Below are 16,920 nucleotides of genomic sequence, written 5' to 3'. Positions count from 1 at the left end.
ACGCTATGACCCGAGCGATTTCCGTGGCGCTGCTTGTCGGCGGCGTCGTGCTGCTGTACTTCGGCGGCCAGTCGTTTCATTCGCTGTCGAATGACGTCGCGCGCTTCTTCACGGGTTCGCCCACGAACAAGACCATCTGGCTGATCGCGGGCGGGATCGTCGCGTCGCTCGCGGGGCTGATCGGCCTCGCGATTCCTTCGAAACGCTGAAGGCTCAACGGCCGTCCGTCAGACGAGCGCCACTTCCGGTTTCGACGCCGAACGCGTGCCCGGCAGCGCCACGTTGCTCGCGCCGCGATACGTGAAGACGAGCGAAAACTTCACCTGATCGGTCAGGTTCTTGCCGGCCGAGTGCAGCGTATTGCAGTGGAAAAACACGACGTCGCCCGGCGCCAGTTCGGGCGACACCGCCGTGCGGATGAGCGCGGCGTTCTCGGGCAGATCCGAGCGGAAGAATTTCGCGTCGTCGAAACGATCGGATGTGAACGGCAGCTTGTGCGAAGCCGGCACGAACCACAACGCGCCGTTATCGACTTTTTCATCGCCCAGCGCGACCCACGCCGACACGAGATCGTCGCGCTCGAACGCCCAGTAACGCACGTCGCGATGCCAGCCCGTCAGGCTGCCGTACGCCGGGTGCTTCGTCATCATGCAGTTGTGATGCGCGCGCGAAAGATACGGCGTCTCGCCGAAGTAAAGCTCCATCCATCCGCGAACTTCGGGCGAGGTCGCGAACTCCGCGAAGAGCGCATGGCGCGCGTAAGCGTCGAGCAGACGGCGCACGGTATGACCGCCGGGCGCGTCTTTCGAATCGGGCGCACCGGGATATTTCAGATCGGCCTCGAACTCGACCGGCGCGGCCGCCTCGGCGAGTTGCTGCCGCGCCACCGCGCGCATGGCGTCGCACCGTTCCCGGCTCACAAGCCCCTTCACGATGACAAAGCCGTTTTCGCGCAGCGCGTGCACTTGCTCTTTCTTCGATTGCAACGAATTTTGATCAGACATTTCAGTTTCTACGCGCGGCGGCTTTCAGAGAGAACGCATGCCGTCGACGCTATATCCGGAATTGGGGCGAATCCGGGAATTGTAAATCCGCCGCCGCGCAAAGGCCCGCACCGCAACGCGCGGGCGCTTGTTCATCAGCAGGCGCTACATAAAAACGCAGGGAAAACGCGGACTTAACCAAGTAATGAAGCTCTTGTACATTGAGCTGCATCAATTCGGTGCAACTTGCCGAAGCGAGTTGAATCGAATTCCTTGAACGCTATTTTTGAGACGACTATCGTCGAGTTTGCCGCTACGCAACCGACCTCTCCCTGACATGAACCACCGAATCGCTATCGGCCTTACTCGTGCTGCTTCGCACGCTGCGCGTCCTGCGCGCCGCGGCATGATCCGCGCGTTGCGTCACCATTCCGCCCGCACCCAGCTGCTCGCCGAGCAGTTGAAGAACGTGCATCCGGTCGATGGCATCCGGTCGTGGTTTCGCGGCCTGTTCTTCAATCTTCGCGTGCGCGCGGCATCGCGCCGCGTGTCGTTGCGCGCGCTGCTGCGCCGCCCGATGCAGCTGCGCGCGCCCACGCCCAAGCCGAAAGCCGCCGCGCTGACGAGCCGCCGTCCGCGACGTTTGTCGACGAGCAGCGCCGGCTGGTACGCGTTCGCTGCCCGCTGACGGCTTCAGTTGCTTTCGTTGTTTTCGTTGTTTTCACTGCGCCGGGCATCGCCCAGCGTCGGGTAGTCCGTGTAGCCCTGCTCGCCGCCGCCGTGAATCGTCGCGGCGTCGGGTTCGGCGAGCGGCGCATCGGCCTTCAAACGTTCCACCAGATCCGGATTCGCGACGAACGCGCGACCGAATGCCACGGCATCGGCTTCGCCACGTTCGATGCGCGCGTTCGCGTCCTGCGCGGTGTCGTCGCCGCAAGCGATGATCGCGCCGTTGAATATGTCGCGGAATGCGTCGATGAAATGCGCGTCGGCGAGATGCACATACGCAATGCCGATGCGCGCCAGTTCCCCCGCCAGATATAGCGACGACGCCTGCGCTTCGGCATCCTCGATATCCGCGCCCGTGAATCCCGGCGACAACCGCACGCCGACGCGATGCGCGCCGATCACGCTCGCCACCGCCTCGACAATCTCCACCACAATCCGCACGCGATTCTCGACGCTGCCGCCGTAATCGTCGGTGCGGCGATTCGTGCCGGTCGCGATGAACTGATGCAGTAGATAACCGTTCGACGCATCGATCTCGATCATGTCGAAACCGGCACGATGCGCACGATGCGCGGCATCGACGTACTGCAGCACGATTCCGGCGATTTCAGCACTTTCGAGCGGACGCGGATCGTCTGCATCGACGAAGCCGGGCGTGCCGTCATCCTGCGGCGCGAACACCTGCACGCCGCGCGCGCGAACAGCGGAGGGCGCGACGGGCGGCGCACCGCCTTCCTGCAACCGACGATGCGACATGCGCCCCGCATGCGACAACTGCACCGCGATGCGTCCTTGCCGCGCGTGCACGGCACCCGCCACGTTCTTCCAGCCGGCCTCCTGCGCATCCGAGCAGATGCCGGGTGCGGCCAGCCCGCCCTGACCTTCCGGCGACACGTGCGCCGGTTCGGTGACGATCAGACCCGCGCCCGCGCGCTGCGCGTAGTAATGCGCGCTCGTTTCCGTGGGGACGTCGCCGGGTTGCGCCGCGCGATGACGCGCGAGCGGCGCCATCACGACGCGATTCGGCACTTCGAGATTGCCGATGACGACGGCAGAAAGGAGCGTTTCGTACGGCATGGAGGCTCCGGGGTGATCCGCTTGTACGCGTTTGGACACATCATCGAATCGCAAGAAACGCGCCGCGCGCGCATAAAAAAACCGGCAGGCGCGATGCCTGCCGGTTTCTGTCCTGCGATGCAGCTGATGCTGCCGATGCCGCAGCGAGTGCCCTTATGCCACGCTCGCGACCGGTTCCGTGCCTGCCGCTTCGGCGAGCACGAGTGCCTTGTCCGCGGTTTCCCACGAGAATTCCGGCTCTTCGCGGCCGAAGTGGCCGTAAGCTGCCGTCTTTTCGTAGATCGGGCGCAGCAGATCGAGCATCTGGATGATGCCCTTCGGACGCAGATCGAAGTGTTCGAGCACGAGCTTCGTGATCTCGGCATCCGACACGCGGCCCGTGCCGAACGTGTTGACCATTACCGAAGTCGGACGCGACACGCCGATAGCGTACGAAACCTGAATCAGCGCGCGCGATGCGAGTCCCGCCGCGACGATGTTCTTCGCCACATAACGGCCGGCGTAAGCCGCCGAGCGGTCGACCTTCGACGGATCCTTGCCCGAGAACGCGCCACCGCCGTGGGGCGCCGCGCCGCCGTACGTATCGACGATGATCTTGCGGCCCGTCAGACCGCAATCGCCTTGCGGACCGCCGATAACGAAACGCCCCGTCGGGTTCACCAGGAACTTGATGTCGCCCTTGATGAGTTCCCTGGGCATGGTCGGCTTGATGATTTCTTCGATCACCGCTTCGCGCAGTTGCGACAGGTCGATGTCCGGCGAGTGCTGCGTGGACAGCACGACGGTGTCGATCGAATGCGGCTTGCCGTCGACGTAACGCACCGTGACCTGCGACTTCGCGTCCGGGCGCAGCCAAGGCAGACGGCCGTCGCGGCGCAGGTTCGCCTGGCGCTCGACCAGACGGTGCGACAGGTGGATCGGCAGCGGCATCAGTTCGGGCGTTTCGTCGCAGGCGTAGCCGAACATCAGGCCCTGGTCGCCGGCGCCTTGATCGAGGTTGTCGTCATGCGCGCGGTTCACGCCTTGCGCGATGTCCGGCGATTGCTTGTCGTAAGCGACGAGCACCGCGCAGCCGCGATAGTCGATGCCGAAGTCGGTGTTGTCGTAGCCGATGCGCTTGATCGTGTCACGCGCGACCTGGATATAGTCGACGTTGGCCGTGGTCGTGATTTCGCCCGCGAGGACGACGAGACCGGTGTTGCAGAGCGTTTCCGCCGCGACGCGCGAATACTTGTCCTGCGCCAGGATGGCGTCGAGGATGGCGTCGGAAATTTGGTCGGCGACCTTGTCCGGGTGGCCTTCGGAAACGGATTCGGAAGTAAAGAGATAGTCGTTCGACACGCTTCAGACTCCAATTGAGTACGGTTGATATTCACGTAGCCGTCTTCGTTCGGAGTCTGAAGCGGCGACGCTTTAGCGGATGTCATTTTCGGGCTGAAGCTTCCACATACCACATGAAGGCTCCAGCCCGCTTCGCCCCGCAAGTTGTCCATTAACTCGGCGAAGGTTTTATTATACCGGTTTCCCCTATTTTCACAGAGCCGAACGCTTGTCGCCATTCGCCCCACAACGATCATCCGCATACCCCGGCCGCCCGTCTGTTCGCTGGAGCACGTCATGCTAGGGCGCATCGGCGTGGCGCTCGCCATCGCGTTTCTCAAGTTTCTGGCGATCATCCCTTACGGCATCACGGCGCGTTTCGGCGACGGCCTCGGCTGGCTGCTCTACCAGATCCCGAGCCGCCGCAAGCGCATCGTCCACACGAACCTGAAGCTGTGCTTCCCGGAGTGGTCCGACGAGAAGCGCGAGGACATCGCGCAGAAGCACTTCCGGCATGCCATTCGCAGCTATGTGGAGCGCAGCGTGCAGTGGTTCGGCTCGGCGAAGAAGCTCGAAAAGCTGATCCAGGTGGACAGCGCCGTCGATCTCACCGATCCGGATCTGCCGCCCACGCTTTTTCTCGGGCTGCATTTCGTCGGCATCGAGGCGGGCTCGATCTTCCTCAATTATTCGCTGCATCGGCGATGCGGGTCGCTGTATCAGCCGTTCTCGAATCCGCAGATCGAGGAACTCGCGAAAGCGCAGCGCGCCCGCTTCGGCGCGGACATGGCGAGCCGCGCCGACAGCGCGCGCATCGTGCTGCGCTGGCTGCGCGACCGCAAGCCCGTGATGCTCGGCGCGGACATGGACTACGGCATGCGCAACTCCACGTTCGTGCCGTTCTTCGGCATCCCGACGTGCACGCTGACGGCCGTCGGACGTCTCGCGAAGACGGGCCGCGCGCAGGTGGTGCCGTTTATCGGCGAGGTGCTGCCGGACTACAAGGGGTATCGTCTCAAGATCTTCGAACCGTGGGACAACTACCCGACCGGCGACGACGAAGCCGACGCCCGCCGCATGAACGCGTTTCTGGAAGAGCAGATTCCGCACATGCCGGAGCAATATTATTGGGTCCACAAACGCTTCAAGACGCGGCCGCCGGGCGAGCCGGGTTTTTATTGAGGCGTGAGCGGCGCGGAGCGGTGCGGCGTGCGTCAAATACAATAGCGGCCATGAACCTCAAATTCACCAAGATGCAAGGCGCGGGCAACGACTTCGTCGTGCTCGACGGCTATACGCAGGCGCTCGATCTGACAGCGAGCCAGGTGCGCGCGCTCGCGAACCGCCATTTCGGCGTGGGCGCGGATCAGTTGCTGCTCGTCGAAAAGCCGACGATCGACGGCGTCGACTTCAAATACCGCATCTTCAATTGCGATGGCGGCGAGGTCGAGCATTGCGGCAACGGCGCGCGCTGCTTCGTGAAGTTCGTGCGCGATCGCGGCCTGACGGATGCATCGAGCGTGCGCGTGCAGGTGCAACAAGGCGTCATCACGCTGACGATGCAGGAGAACGGCGAAGTCGTCGTCGACATGAGCACGCCGGTCTTCGATCCGCCGCGCGTGCCGTTCGACGCGCTCGGGCTCCACGGCCGCCGCGAAGGCAACGACACGCTGTGGCCGCTCGACATCGACGGCGAAACGCGCTGGATTTCAACGGTGTCGATGGGCAATCCGCACGCGGTGCAGATCGTGGACGACGTCGAGACGTATCCGGTGCTGAGCGAAGGCCCGCTGATCGAGCGCCATGCGCGCTTTCCGAAACGCGTGAACGCGGGCTTCATGCAGATCGTCGATCGTAATACGGTGAAACTGCGCGTATTCGAGCGCGGCGCCGGCGAGACGCTCGCGTGCGGCACGGGCGCCTGCGCGGCGGTGGCGGCCGGCATCCGGCGCGGCCTGCTGGATTCACCCGTGTGCGTCGAAACGCACGGCGGCACGCTCACGATCCGTTGGGACGGTGCGCGCGACGAAGCCGCCGCGCTCTTCATGGCGGGCCCGGCCGCGACGGTTTTCGAGGGCGAAATCGAGCTGGATCGCCTCGTCTAACGCAACCACATCATCATGAATCCACGCGACGTCGCCGACTACCTGCTCGACAATCCCGATTTCTTCGTCGAGCACGCGGAAGTGCTTGGCACCATCCGGCTCTCGAATCCGCACGGCAAGTCCGCCGTGTCGCTGCAAGAGCGCCAGATGGAAATGCTGCGCGACAAGAACAAGCAGCTCGAACGGCGTCTCGCCGAACTGCTGCGCTACGGTCACGAAAACGACAGCATCTCGACCAAGTTCAACCGCTGGACCGTGCGCGTGATCGCGCAGCGCGACCCGTACGTGCTGCCCGCGACCATCACCAACGGCCTGTGCGAAGTCTTCGACGTGCCGCACGCCGCGCTGCGCCTGTGGGACATCAACGAAGCCTATCGGCAGGCGGATTTCGCGCGCCAGGTCGGCGAGGAAGTACGCATTTTCGCCAACAATCTGACCTCGCCGTACTGCGGCGCGAATTCCGATTTCGCCGCCGCGCAATGGCTCGGCGCGCCGAATTCGGCATCCGCGACGGTCGCGCCGAACGACGGCCCGTCAGACACGGAGCGCAAGGTCGAATCCGTTTCGCTGATCGCGCTGCGCGATCCGCAAGCCGGCCCCGATGCGCCGACCTTCGGCCTGCTCGTGATGGGTTCGCCCGACGCGCGGCGCTTCCACGACGGCATGGCAACCGACTTCCTCATGCAGATCGGCGCACTGGCGAGCGCGGCGCTGTCCCGCCTGCTACCGCACTGAAGATGAAAACCGCCGCCGCGCCCGACGAAGTCCCGAAGGAAGCCCCGACGGGCGCCATCGCCGAGTATCTGGCGATGCTCGAGCATCAGCGGCATCTCTCCGAACACACGCTGCGCGGCTACACGCACGAGCTTGCCGAACTGCGCGCGCTCGCAAAGGGCCGTCCGCTCGAATCGCTCGTCGCGGCCGACATTCGCGGCGCGGTGGTGCGCTCGCACGCGGCGGGGTTGTCGTCGCGCTCGATTGCGCATCGGTTGTCGGCGTGGCGCGCGTTTTATCGATGGCTCGCCGAACGCATCGACATGCCCGCGAATCCGGTCGCGACGGTGCGCGCGCCGAAGCGCGAGAAGACGCTGCCGAAGGCGCTGTCCGTCGACGACGCCATGGCACTCATGGACGCGCCGCAATCCGGCACGGCCGAAGCGCTGCGCGATCACGCGATCCTCGAATTGTTCTATTCGTCGGGACTGCGGCTCGCGGAGCTGGTCGGTCTCGACGTCTATTTCGTCGATACGAAGGAACACAAGTCGGCTGGCTGGCTCGATCTTGTGCACGGCGAAGTGACCGTGCTCGGCAAGGGCAACCGGCGCCGCTCGGTGCCGGTCGGCCGCAAAGCCATCGACGCATTGCGCGCATGGATCGACGTGCGCGGCGAGTTCGTCAAGCTCGATCCGCACGCGCTCTTTCTTTCGGTGCGCGGCAACCGCATGTCGCCCGGCGTGGTGCGCGAGCGCGTGAAGCGGCTGGCGCTCAAAGCCGGCATTCCGTCGAACGTGCATCCGCACGTGCTGCGCCATTCGTTCGCGACGCACGTCCTGCAGTCGAGCGGCGATCTGCGCGCGGTGCAGGAACTGCTCGGCCACGCGAGCATCACGGCCACGCAGGTTTATACGTCACTCGATTTTCAGCATCTCGCCCGCGTGTACGACTCGGCGCATCCGCGCGCGAAGAAACGCGACTAACCTCGACAGCGCGCCCGCGCGCTCATCCGCATTGCAATGAACACCATCACGCTCAAACCGGCGAAGGATCGATCGCTCGTCCGCCGCCATCCGTGGATTTACGCGAACGCCATTGCACGCATCGACGGCGATCCCGCGCCCGGCGCGACCGTCATCGTGCGCGCCGCCGATGGCCGCTTTCTCGCGCGCGCGTCGTACAGCCCGCATTCGCAGATCCGCGCGCGCGCGTGGACGTTCGATGAAAGCGAGCCCGTCGATCACGCGTTCTTCAAGCGCCGCGTGCAGCGCGCGGTCGCGCATCGGCAAACGATGGTCAAGGACACCGGCGCGACGCGTCTCATCTTCGGCGAGGCGGACGGCTTGCCGGGGCTGATCGTCGATTACTACGTCGCCGACGATGAACCGCACGCGCAGCTCGTCTGCCAGTTCATGGCGACCGGCGTCGAGGCGTGGAAGGATGCCATCGTGCAGGCGCTGATCAGCGCGACGGGTTGTCCGAACGTCTATGAGCGTTCGGACGTGTCGATCCGCCAGAAGGAAGGGCTCGAACAGATCACGGGCGTGCTCGCCGGCGACGCGCCGCGCGACACGCTCATCACGAACGAATGCGGCGTGCGGCATCACGTCGATGTGCGCAATGGCCACAAGACCGGCTTCTACGTCGATCAGCGCGACAACCGCGTGCTTGTCGCGCAGCACGCGCAGGGCCGCGAGGTGCTGAACTGCTTCTGCTACACCGGCGGCTTTTCGCTGGCGGCGCTGAAGGGCGGTGCGACGCGCGTGGTGTCCGTCGATTCGTCCGGCGAGGCGCTCGCGCTGGCGCGTGCGAACGTCGAGGCAAACGGCTTCGACGCGCAAAAAGCCGAATGGCTCGACGCCGACGCGTTCAAGACGCTGCGCCGCCTTTACGACGAAGGCCAGCGCTTCGACCTGATCGTGCTCGATCCGCCGAAGTTCGCGCCATCGAAGGAAACCGTGGACCGGGCCGCGCGCGCGTACAAGGACATCAATCTGAGCGGCTTCAAGCTGCTGCGTCCGGGCGGCCTGCTGTTCACCTATTCGTGCTCGGGCGCGATCGATTCGGAGCTGTTTCAGAAGATCGTCGCGGGCGCGGCGGCGGACGCTCGCGTCGATGCGCGCATTCTGAAGCGGCTGGGCGCGGGCGTCGATCATCCGTTGCTCACGGCGTTCCCGGAAGGGGAATACCTGAAAGGACTACTGTTGCAAATTGCCTGAGCGCCCTAATCTAGGCGCGATCGACGCCCGCAGGGGCCGCCGGAGCGCCGGCTTGACGAATATGTTTCAATAACCGATTCGACGCGATTCGGCGTAGATCAAGCGAACTTTCAAGGACACAGGCGAGACCATGATTCCCGTAACCATCCTGACCGGCTTTCTGGGCAGCGGCAAAACCACGCTGCTCAAGCGCATCCTGAACGAGCAGCACGGCATGAAGATCGCCGTGATCGAGAACGAGTTCGGCGAAGAAAACATCGACAACGAAATTCTCGTGCAGGAAACGAACGAGCAGATCATTCAGATGAGCAACGGCTGCATCTGCTGCACGATTCGCGGCGACCTGGCCCGCGCGCTCGAAGATCTGGCGAACCGCAAGAAGGACGGCACGCTCGATTTCGACCGCGTCGTGATCGAAACCACCGGCCTGGCGAATCCGGGCCCGGTCGCGCAGACGTTCTTCATGGACAACACGGTCGCCGACGAATTTCTGCTCGACGCGATCATCACGCTCGTCGACGCGAAGCACGCGAACACGCAGCTCGATCAGCAGGAAGTGGTGCAGCGCCAGGTCGGTTTCGCGGATCGCCTGTTCATCACGAAGTCCGATCTCGTGGACGCCGCCGCGCTCGACGCGCTCAAGCATCGGCTCGTGCACATGAATCCGCGCGCGGCGATCAGAGTCGTGAATTTCGGCGAGGCGGACATCAAGGAAATCTTCGATCTGCGCGGCTTCAACCTGAACGCGAAGCTCGAGATCGATCCGGATTTCCTCGCGGAAGACGAGCACGATCACGCCCATGATCACGATCACGCGCACGACGATCACGACCACGCCACCTGCGGTCACGACCACAGCCACGATCACGAGCACCATCATCACCATCACGCGCATCACGACGACAAGATCAAATCGTTCGTGTACCGCAGCGACAAGCCGTTCGATCCGAACCGCCTCGAAGACTTTCTCGGCGGCATTCTGCAGATCTACGGCGAGCGCCTGTTGCGCTACAAGGGCGTGCTGTACATGAAGGGCGTCGATCGCAAGGTCGTGTTCCAGGGCGTGCACCAGATGATGGGCAGCGACCTCGCGGGCAAATGGATGCCGGTCGAGAAGAAGAACAGCAAGATGGTGTTCATCGGTATCGAACTGCCGAAGGATCTGATCACCGACGGCCTCGACGCGTGCCTCGTCAAATAATCACGCACGCAGCCACGCGCACGTCGGCACGCATCTCGCTTGAGTTTCGCGATTCCGGCGGGGCGAAAACAGGCTGACTGACAAGCGCCGCACGCGGGAATGCCCTCGTGCGGCGTTTTTCATGGTCGACTTTCATTGCGGATGTGTAGCCGCGACCACGAAGCGACATCGCTTTTTGCACGACCAGGCGTTATATTTTTGAGATTCCGACACTAATCGACAGGGTTTTCCTCGGTTGTCGTCGGAAATTGCGGTTCAGTTACAATACAGCCCCACTGGAGAAGGGCTGCTCCGTAGGACGCGCGTCTTTTTGGCGCCCGGTCGACGGATCAGGAGAAGGGATGTCCCGTCGGGACGATGCCTCGATTTGCAGGGGGAAGGCAAATCAAGACAAAGCACCGGGGCCGGGAATCCCGGGCCATTTCAATGCGCCCGGCGGTCCGGAGCATCATCCAATATCGGTTTCCAGAGGAGTTCGGCCCCGCATCGACAGTCGCGCGAGCCTTGAGCGTCACGGTGCGCTGCATGCGGGTAACGCAGTTGGGGGCGACGCGCGAGACGTCGCCTTACATTGAAGAAGCAAGCAGATGACAACGAAACTCTTGACCGAAGCCGAAATCCTGAAGATGAGCGAGAAGGACTACATGAACGCGGATCAACTCGCCTTCTTCAAGAACCGGCTCGAACAGTTGCAGGCGGACATTCTGAAGAATGCCGGCCAGACGACCGAAAATCTGCGGGAAACGGTGATCGTGCCGGACCCGGCGGATCGCGCGACCATCGAGGAAGAGCATGCACTGGAACTGCGCACGCGCGACCGCGAACGCAAGCTCCTGAAGAAGGTGCAGCAATCGCTCGGGCGCATCGATTCCGGCGATTACGGCTGGTGCGAGGAAACGGGCGAACCGATCGGCATTCCGCGCCTGCTCGCGCGTCCGACGGCCACGCTCTCCCTCGAAGCGCAAGAGCGCCGCGAACTGCGCCAGAAACTCTTCGGCGACTGATCGCGCCGCCGGAGGCGACGTCGCGGGACCGCCCGCAACGGGGAAGACGCCGCCTCGAAAAGCTGCACTGGCGCACGCGCCAACGGAAAAGGCACACGTCGAACGTGTGCCTTTTTTGCTTTCGAACAGGTAAAAACGCAGCCGGATCGACACCGCGCGCCTTGATAAATCTCCCGCCGCCCTAAAATGAACCCGACGCGCCCCGCAAAAGCATGACTGCGGCCCGGCGCGCGCGCGGCGCCGTCCGCCCGATGCCACCGGCCGGGCGGAACCCCGCGCCGTGCACCTCATCGAATTCTCGACTGCGCGGCGGAGTTTCGCACGACGAACCCGCTCCGCGTCCTTCGTTTTCTTAAGGAACGCACATGGAACAATTTCACGGCACGACCATCGTCTCCGTGCGCCGCGACGGCAAAGTCGCGCTGGGCGGCGATGGTCAGGTGACGCTCGGCAACATCGTCATGAAGGGTGGCGCGAAAAAAGTGCGCCGTATCTATGGCGGCAAGGTGCTGGTCGGCTTCGCCGGCGGCACGGCCGACGCGTTCTCGCTGCTCGACCGCTTCGAGGCGAAGCTCGAGAAACATCAGGGCAATCTGACGCGCGCCGCCGTCGAGCTCGCGAAAGACTGGCGCACCGACCGCATGTTGCGCCGGCTCGAAGCCATGCTGATTACCGCCGACAAGGACGCAACGCTCGTCATCACCGGCAACGGCGACGTGCTCGACCCCGAAAACGGCATCTGCGCAATCGGCTCGGGCGGCGCGTATGCGCAGGCCGCGGCGCAGGCGCTCGTCGAAAACACCGCGCTTTCGCCGCGCGAGATCGTCGAGAAGTCACTGAGTATCGCCGGCGATATGTGCATCTACACCAACCACAATCGCGTCATCGAGACGATCGAGTAAAGGAAACCGCGATGACCACCATGACTCCCTCCGAGATCGTCTCCGAACTCGACAAGCACATCATCGGCCAGAAGCGCGCGAAAAAGGCTGTGGCCGTCGCGCTGCGCAACCGCTGGCGCCGTCAGCAGGTTGCCGAGCCGCTGCGTCAGGAAATCACGCCGAAGAACATTCTGATGATCGGGCCGACGGGCGTCGGCAAGACCGAAATCGCGCGGCGTCTCGCCAAGCTCGCGGACGCGCCGTTCATTAAGATCGAAGCGACCAAGTTCACCGAAGTGGGCTACGTGGGCCGCGACGTCGACAGCATCGTGCGCGATCTGATCGAGATTTCCGTCAAGCAGACGCGCGAATCCGAGATGAAGAAAGTGCGCACCAAGGCTGAAGACCGCGCCGAAGACCGCATTCTCGACATCCTGTTGCCGACGGCGCGTCCGGTCGGTTTCGGCGCGTCCGAGGCGGGCGGCAGCGACGGCGACAACGCCACGCGTCAGACCTTCCGCAAGCGTCTGCGCGAAGGCGCGCTGGACGACAAGGACATCGAACTCGACATCGAAATGCCGCAGTCCGGCATGGACATCATGGGGCCGCCGGGCATGGAAGACATGACCGAGCAGATCCGTTCGATGTTCGCGAACATCGGCGGCGGCAAGAAGACGCATCGCAAGGTGAAGGTCAAGGAGGCGCTCAAGCTCCTCACCGATGAAGAAGCCGGCAAGATGCTCAACGACGAAGAGGTCAAGACCAAGGCCGTGCAGAACGTCGAGCAGAACGGCATCGTGTTTCTGGACGAAATCGACAAGATCGCGTCGCGCAGCGAGGCGGGCGGCGCCGAAGTGTCGCGCGCGGGCGTGCAGCGCGATCTGCTGCCGCTGGTCGAAGGCACGACCATCAACACGAAGTACGGGATGATCAAGACCGATCACATCCTGTTCATCGCGAGCGGCGCGTTTCACCTCTCCAAGCCGAGCGACCTGATTCCCGAGCTGCAAGGGCGTTTCCCGATTCGCGTGGAACTCGACTCGCTGTCCGTCGAAGACTTCGAGGCGATCCTGAATTCCACCGACGCGAGCCTCGTCAAGCAATACAAGGCGCTGCTCGCGACCGAAGGCGTCGAACTCGATTTCGCCGACGACGGCATCCGGCGTCTCGCGGAAGTCGCCTACTCGGTGAACGAGAAGACTGAGAATATCGGCGCGCGGCGGCTCTATACCGTCATCGAGAAGTTGCTGGAGGAAGTGTCGTTCGCGGCGGGCAATCACACGGGCCAGCCCGTGCGGATTGACGCGGCGTATGTGGATCGCGCGCTGGGCGAAGTGGCCGAGGACGAGGATCTTTCGCGCTACGTGCTCTGATTTTCGGGCTTCGGGCCGAAAAAGTTGGCGTCACAATAAAGAACCGGGCCGCGAGGCTCGGTTTTTTTATGTCCGCGGCGTAGATTTAGCGCCAAAAAAAAGGCCAAAAAAAAGCCCGCCTAGTTGGCGGGCTGAATCCATATCAGGAGGAGACATGGAGGAGACAGTTCCTATAATACTCAGCCTGTTGACGCGACGCAATAGATTTTTTAGTAAAAACCCCTATGGCGTGATTCTGTCGCATCTGTGCGTTTCCTTTCGCATTGCTCTCGCCGATGACACCGCAAGAAACGGCGCGTAACCTCGTCTGCACGGCTCTACATTGGTCGCATCCCCACGAGCCGTCGAGGTCGTCATGAAAACCGAAGCAGACCCCATTTTCACCACCGATGAAATCCGCTGGCAGGCCGTTGTCGAGCGCGACGGGCGTGCCGACGGCGCCTTCTTCTTCGCCGTGCGCACGACGGGCGTGTTCTGCCGGCCGTCGTGTGCGTCGCGGGCGCCGCGTCGCGAGAACGTCGAATTTTTCGGCACCACCGATGCCGCCGAACAAGCCGGCTACCGCGCATGCAAGCGCTGCCAGCCGACGAGCCTGCCGCGCGAACTGGCGATCGTCGAGCGCGCCTGCAAGGTGCTCGACGCCGATCCGCAGCAGCGCATGACGCTCGCGCAATTGAGCGACGCCGTGCACGTCAGCCCGTTCCATTTGCAGCGGCTGTTCTCGCGGATCGTCGGGATTTCGCCGCGTCAGTATCAGGCGGCCCGGCGCGCCGGCGCATTGCGCGACGCGTTGCAGCGCGGCCGCGACGTCACGCGCGCGACGCACGACGCCGGTTTCGGCTCGCCGTCGCGGATGTACGAAGCCGTGCCCGCCGAACTCGGCATGACGCCGTCGGCGTTCAGGCGACGAGGCGCGGGCCTGACCGTGCGCTACGCGTGCGCCGCGACGCCGCTCGGCACGGTGCTCGTCGCAGCGACCGACAAGGGCGTCTGCAAGATCGCTTTCGGCGACGATGCCGCCGCGCTCGTCGAAGAGCTTGCCGCCGATTTCGCGCAGGCGGAGCGCCTCGAAGATGCCGCGAAGATGGAGCCGTTCATCGCGCAGATTCGCGCGTATCTGCACGGCACGCGCGAACGCTTCGACCTGCCGCTGGATATCGGCGCGACCGCCTTCCAGCAGCGCGTGTGGGACGCGTTGCGGCGCATCCCGTACGGCCAGACGCGCAGCTACAGCGAGATCGCCGAATCGCTCGGCGCGCCGCGCGCGGTGCGGGCCGTGGCGAACGCGTGTGCGTCGAATCCGGTGGCGCTCGCGATTCCGTGTCATCGCGTGATCGGCAAGGATGGCGCGATCGCCGGCTATCGCTGGGGGCTGCCGCGCAAGGAAGCGCTGCTCGACACGGAGCGCACGCGCCGCGCCGACGATAAGGTCGCATAGCGCGCGTTGCGTCGTCTTCGATCACGCCCGGCGCGCCGCCCGACGCGCCGTTTCCTTTCCTGCAAACCATCCGCGCCCCTTCCGCGAATGCCCCGAAAAACCCGCAAAACCTTGCTGGTTCTGGGCTCAAGCACGTGTGACTTCGAGATGTTAAAGTGCCCGCTACCCTAAAAAATACGACCGGGCCGAACATCGCTCGCGCTCCTCGCAGATCGCTTCAATGGCAAACACGAATTCCGCTCACCCCAAGTCCGGCGCCTTCGCGCGCCGGCTTGCCGCGCTCGCGTCCGGCCCGCACGCCGACGCGTTGCGTCAAGGCTTGCGCGGCATCGAGAAAGAAAGCTTACGCGTGACGCCGCAGGGCAAACTCGCGATGACGCCGCATCCGCGCGCGTTCGGCTCGGCGCTCACGCATCCGCTCATCACGACCGATTATTCCGAGGCGCTGGTCGAACTGATCACGCCCGCCGAAACCGACGTCGCGCTCACGCTGGCGAGTCTCGACGTGCTGCATCGCTTTGCTTCTTCGCATATGGGCGACGAGGTGCTCTGGAACGATTCGATGCCCAACACGCTGCCGCCCGAGGACGAAATTCCGCTCGGCGTGTATGGCACCTCGAATATCGGCATGCTGAAGCACGTGTACCGGCGCGGGCTCGCGCTGCGCTACGGGCGCACGATGCAATGCATCGCGGGCATTCACTTCAACTACTCGCTGCACGAAGATGTCTGGCGCGCGTGGCAGGCGCTCGATCCCACGAGCACGCTGAGCGCCGCGGAATTTCAGTCCGAACGTTACTTCGCGCTTATCCGCAATTTCCGCCGCACGAGCTGGCTCCTGATGTATCTGTTCGGCGCGTCGCCGGCTTTGAACAGGCGCTTTGTGGAAGGCAAGTCGCATCGGCTGGAAACGTTCGATGCCGACACGTTCTATCTGCCGCACGCGACCAGCCTGCGCATGAGCGATCTCGGCTACACGAACAATCCGGCGCAGGCGGCGCTGCTGCCGAGCTACGACAATCTCGACGCCTATCTCGACGTCCTCGCGAAAGCCGTGAGCCAGCCGTATGCGCCGTATGAGGCCATCGGCACGCAGCGCGACGGCGAATGGGTGCAGATCAACACCAACGTCCTGCAGATCGAAAACGAGTTCTATTCGACCATTCGTCCGAAGCGCGTTACGCGTTCGGGCGAGCGTCCGCTACAGGCGTTGTCCGAGCGCGGCGTGCAGTACATCGAAGTGCGCTGCCTCGACATCGATCCGTTCGAGCCGACCGGCATTTCGCTCGAAACCGCGCGTTTTCTCGACGCCTATCTGCTCTATTGCGCGCTCGAAGACAGCCCGCTCTTGCCGCCCGACGCGAACATCGAAGCGAACGGCAACTTCAGCGCGGTCGCCAAGGAAGGGCGCAAGCCGGGCCTCACGCTGCGGCGCGACGGCGCGAGCGTGTCGCTGCAGCAATGGGCCGAAGAACTGTTCGATGCGATCGAACCCGTCGCCCGAACGCTCGATGCGCTCAACGGCCGCGACGATCACACGCGCACGCTCGCCGCGCTGCGCCCGCGTATTGCGGATGCGTCGCTGACGCCGTCGGCGCGCGTGCTGCAAACCATGCGCGAGAAGCACCAATCCTTCGATGATTTCGCGCTCGAACTGAGCACGCGGCACGCCGAGTCGTTCCGCGCCCGGCCGCTGTCGGCGGAAGAAGAACGCACGATGGAAGCGCTCGCGGCGAAATCGCTCGTCGATCAGGCTGAAGTCGAGCGCAGCGATTCCGAATCGTTCGACGCGTTCGTCGCCGCGTATCAGGTCTACAAGGCGAACGCCGCCAGCGTCTGAGCAGGCAAGGTTTTCCTTCCTGGCGCCACGAAGCGC

At 63.8% G+C, this 16,920-nt stretch carries 16 protein-coding genes; 13 read left to right on the top strand and 3 right to left on the bottom strand.

The features are described from left to right. Positions 1–5: 5 nt before the first annotated feature. Positions 6–209: a DUF3185 family protein gene (locus BRPE64_RS13715; RefSeq protein WP_035499468.1), complete on the top strand. Its 204-nt coding sequence runs from the start codon at positions 6–8 to the stop codon at positions 207–209. An 18-nt stretch (positions 210–227) separates the two neighbouring features. On the opposite strand, the gene BRPE64_RS13710 is transcribed toward BRPE64_RS13715, so the two are convergent. After that, positions 228–1,004 (bottom strand): phytanoyl-CoA dioxygenase family protein, encoded by a 777-nt coding sequence (locus tag BRPE64_RS13710; RefSeq protein ID WP_016346729.1) that lies wholly within the window; start codon positions 1,002–1,004, stop codon positions 228–230. A gap of 316 nt (positions 1,005–1,320) precedes the next feature. On the opposite strand from BRPE64_RS13710, the gene BRPE64_RS13705 reads away from it, so the two are divergent. Further along, complete coding sequence (locus BRPE64_RS13705) at positions 1,321–1,671, top strand: hypothetical protein (protein WP_173405446.1); 351 nt, start codon at positions 1,321–1,323, stop codon at positions 1,669–1,671. A gap of 5 nt (positions 1,672–1,676) precedes the next feature. Here BRPE64_RS13705 and BRPE64_RS13700 read toward each other — a convergent pair whose 3' ends face one another. Both BRPE64_RS13700 and metK read right to left on the bottom strand, forming a co-directional pair. Beyond that, a complete protein-coding gene (locus tag BRPE64_RS13700) occupies positions 1,677–2,789 on the bottom strand; it encodes an alkene reductase (RefSeq protein WP_016346727.1) in 1,113 nt (370 codons plus the stop codon). A gap of 153 nt (positions 2,790–2,942) precedes the next feature. Further along, on the bottom strand, positions 2,943–4,130 hold the full coding sequence (metK, locus tag BRPE64_RS13695; protein ID WP_016346726.1) for a methionine adenosyltransferase: 1,188 nt from the start codon (positions 4,128–4,130) through the stop codon (positions 2,943–2,945). Between the two features lie 276 nt (positions 4,131–4,406). Between metK and BRPE64_RS13690 the strand changes: the two genes are divergently transcribed. From BRPE64_RS13690 to gshA, 11 genes are all read left to right on the top strand, one after another. After that, positions 4,407–5,291 (top strand): lipid A biosynthesis lauroyl acyltransferase, encoded by an 885-nt coding sequence (locus BRPE64_RS13690; protein ID WP_016346725.1) that lies wholly within the window; start codon positions 4,407–4,409, stop codon positions 5,289–5,291. A 50-nt stretch (positions 5,292–5,341) separates the two neighbouring features. Further along, positions 5,342–6,214 carry a diaminopimelate epimerase gene (dapF, locus tag BRPE64_RS13685; protein ID WP_016346724.1) on the top strand — a complete coding sequence of 291 codons (873 nt, stop codon included), beginning with the start codon at positions 5,342–5,344 and terminating at the stop codon, positions 6,212–6,214. A 15-nt stretch (positions 6,215–6,229) separates the two neighbouring features. Next, positions 6,230–6,949 (top strand): DUF484 family protein, encoded by a 720-nt coding sequence (locus BRPE64_RS13680; protein WP_016346723.1) that lies wholly within the window; start codon positions 6,230–6,232, stop codon positions 6,947–6,949. A 2-nt stretch (positions 6,950–6,951) separates the two neighbouring features. Next, positions 6,952–7,911: a tyrosine recombinase XerC gene (xerC, locus tag BRPE64_RS13675; protein ID WP_016346722.1), complete on the top strand. Its 960-nt coding sequence runs from the start codon at positions 6,952–6,954 to the stop codon at positions 7,909–7,911. Between the two features lie 36 nt (positions 7,912–7,947). Further along, positions 7,948–9,147, top strand: coding sequence for a class I SAM-dependent rRNA methyltransferase (locus tag BRPE64_RS13670; protein WP_016346721.1), 1,200 nt, complete (start codon positions 7,948–7,950; stop codon positions 9,145–9,147). 130 nt (positions 9,148–9,277) lie between these two features. After that, entirely contained in the window at positions 9,278–10,348 is a 1,071-nt protein-coding gene (locus BRPE64_RS13665) for a CobW family GTP-binding protein (RefSeq protein WP_016346720.1), read from the top strand. Positions 10,349–10,935: 587 nt separating this feature from the next. Then, positions 10,936–11,352, top strand: a complete 417-nt coding sequence (dksA, locus tag BRPE64_RS13660) for an RNA polymerase-binding protein DksA (RefSeq protein ID WP_044041810.1) — start codon at positions 10,936–10,938, stop codon at positions 11,350–11,352. Positions 11,353–11,717: 365 nt separating this feature from the next. Next, complete coding sequence (hslV, locus tag BRPE64_RS13655; RefSeq protein ID WP_016346718.1) at positions 11,718–12,254, top strand: ATP-dependent protease subunit HslV; 537 nt, start codon at positions 11,718–11,720, stop codon at positions 12,252–12,254. 11 nt (positions 12,255–12,265) lie between these two features. Further along, positions 12,266–13,606 carry an ATP-dependent protease ATPase subunit HslU gene (gene hslU, locus BRPE64_RS13650; protein WP_016346717.1) on the top strand — a complete coding sequence of 447 codons (1,341 nt, stop codon included), beginning with the start codon at positions 12,266–12,268 and terminating at the stop codon, positions 13,604–13,606. Positions 13,607–13,961: 355 nt separating this feature from the next. Continuing rightward, complete coding sequence (gene ada, locus BRPE64_RS13645) at positions 13,962–15,044, top strand: bifunctional DNA-binding transcriptional regulator/O6-methylguanine-DNA methyltransferase Ada (protein WP_016346715.1); 1,083 nt, start codon at positions 13,962–13,964, stop codon at positions 15,042–15,044. Between the two features lie 220 nt (positions 15,045–15,264). Beyond that, positions 15,265–16,884, top strand: coding sequence for a glutamate--cysteine ligase (gene gshA / locus BRPE64_RS13640; protein WP_016346714.1), 1,620 nt, complete (start codon positions 15,265–15,267; stop codon positions 16,882–16,884). The last annotated feature ends 36 nt before the right edge of the window (positions 16,885–16,920 follow it).

Origin of the sequence: Caballeronia insecticola, assembly GCF_000402035.1 — a bacterium.
Classification (GTDB): domain Bacteria; phylum Pseudomonadota; class Gammaproteobacteria; order Burkholderiales; family Burkholderiaceae; genus Caballeronia; species Caballeronia insecticola.
This window is presented reverse-complemented; position numbering and strand designations above follow the sequence as displayed.